1 protein-coding gene is annotated in these 678 nt (G+C 68.0%); it reads left to right on the top strand.

What is annotated here, in order from left to right; all coding sequences use genetic code 11:
- Positions 1–678, top strand: a 678-nt coding sequence (locus T472_RS19755) for a protein rep (protein ID WP_160319132.1), incomplete at both ends; no start/stop codon positions are given.

The following is a 678-nucleotide window of genomic DNA, read 5'->3' as shown; positions in this document are numbered from 1 at the left end:
CGCACCGGAAAGTGCATGCAGCGCCGCCTGCCCAAGCAGACGGTGAAGGTCTGGAAGGACAAGGAGCATGGGAAGGCGTTCTACTCGGGCGTGCGTACCTGCGCCCGTCTTTGGACGTGCGCCCACTGTGCGGCCAAGATCAGCGAGCGGCGGCGGGTCGAGCTGGTGGCCGCCTTGGAGGCTGCCAAGCGCCTCGGGCTGCACGTCAAGCTGCTGACCCTGACGATCCCCCACGGGATCGGGGACGACGTGAAGGTCATCGTGCAGAAGCTCATGGGGGCTTGGAAGCGCACTACGCAGGGCAAGCGCGGCCAGGAGCTGCGCGAGCTGCTGGGCCTCAAGGGCACGATCCGGGCCTTCGAAGTGACCTACGGGGCCAACGGCTTCCACCCGCACCTGCACGTTCTGCTGTTCCTGGACAAGTCCTGGTCGAACGCCAGCGTGCACGCTGCCTTCTCCCCGCTCTGGCAGAACGCCTGCCGGCTGGCTGGCTTGCCGATCCCCTCGGACGCCCACGGCTGCCGCGTCGATGACGGCAGCAAGGCGGCGGCCTACGCCTCCAAGTGGGGCCTCGAATCGGAGATGACGAAGGGCCACGTCAAGCGGGGCAAGAAGGGCGGCATGACGCCATTCGACTTCCTGCGGGCGGTGCTGGCCGACGACCCCGACGCGGCCAAG

The sequence above is a fragment of the Youngiibacter fragilis 232.1 genome, from assembly GCF_000495435.3.
Classification (GTDB): domain Bacteria; phylum Bacillota; class Clostridia; order Clostridiales; family Clostridiaceae; genus Youngiibacter; species Youngiibacter fragilis.
The sequence above is the reverse complement of the archived record's forward strand: the minus strand, read 5'-3'. Positions and strand labels throughout refer to the sequence as shown.